Source organism: Rhizobium mulingense, assembly GCF_029194105.1.
In the GTDB taxonomy this organism is placed as follows: domain Bacteria; phylum Pseudomonadota; class Alphaproteobacteria; order Rhizobiales; family Rhizobiaceae; genus Rhizobium; species Rhizobium mulingense.
In genome coordinates, this window is record NZ_JARFVE010000071.1 from 1 (window position 1) to 658 (window position 658).

Here is a 658-nt window from a genome sequence, read left to right on the forward strand (position 1 = left end):
CGTCCTGAAGCGCCGGCGCGCCTGGTTCGATGGTCAATTGGACCTCGATCCGGAGAAACTGATCTTCATCGACGAAACCGGCCTCTCGACCAAGATGTCACGTCTGCGCGGACGTGCATTGCGAGGTGAGCGTTTGCCGTGCCGGCGTGCCGCACGGCCATTGGAAAACAACGACTTTCACCGGTGCGTTGCGCCTCAGCGGAATGACCGCCCCATTCGTCTACGATGGCGCGATGAACGGCAACGTCTTCCTTGCGTATGTCGAACAGGTGCTGGTGCCGCCCCTGGAGATCGGCGACGTCGTCATTATGGATAACCTGCCTGCACACAAGATAGCCGGTGTCCGCGATGCCATCGAACGTGCCGGCGCCAAGCTCATGTTCCTGCCGCCCTATAGTCCGGACTTCAATCCAATCGAGAACGCATTCTCGAAGCTGAAAGCCATGTTGCGAGGCCGAGCCGAGCGAAAGATCGATGCTCTATGGGATGCGGTCGGGGCCTTGATACCGCGCTTCACTGCGGCAGAATGCGCAAACTACCTTAAGGCCGCTGGATATGACCCAGATTGAGCAGGATTTGCTCTAGCGGTGCAAGTGATGCCATCACGACACCGTCTGTCGGCTTTGTCTGATCGGCGACATTAGGTTTGTTTGGCAGT

Annotated in this window: 1 pseudogene; it reads left to right on the top strand. The window is 58.2% G+C overall.

Going from position 1 to position 658, the window contains the following annotated elements:
- A pseudogene (locus tag PYR71_RS30750) lies at positions 1-569 on the top strand (IS630 family transposase); the annotation flags it as partial.
- Positions 570-658 lie beyond the last annotated feature (89 nt).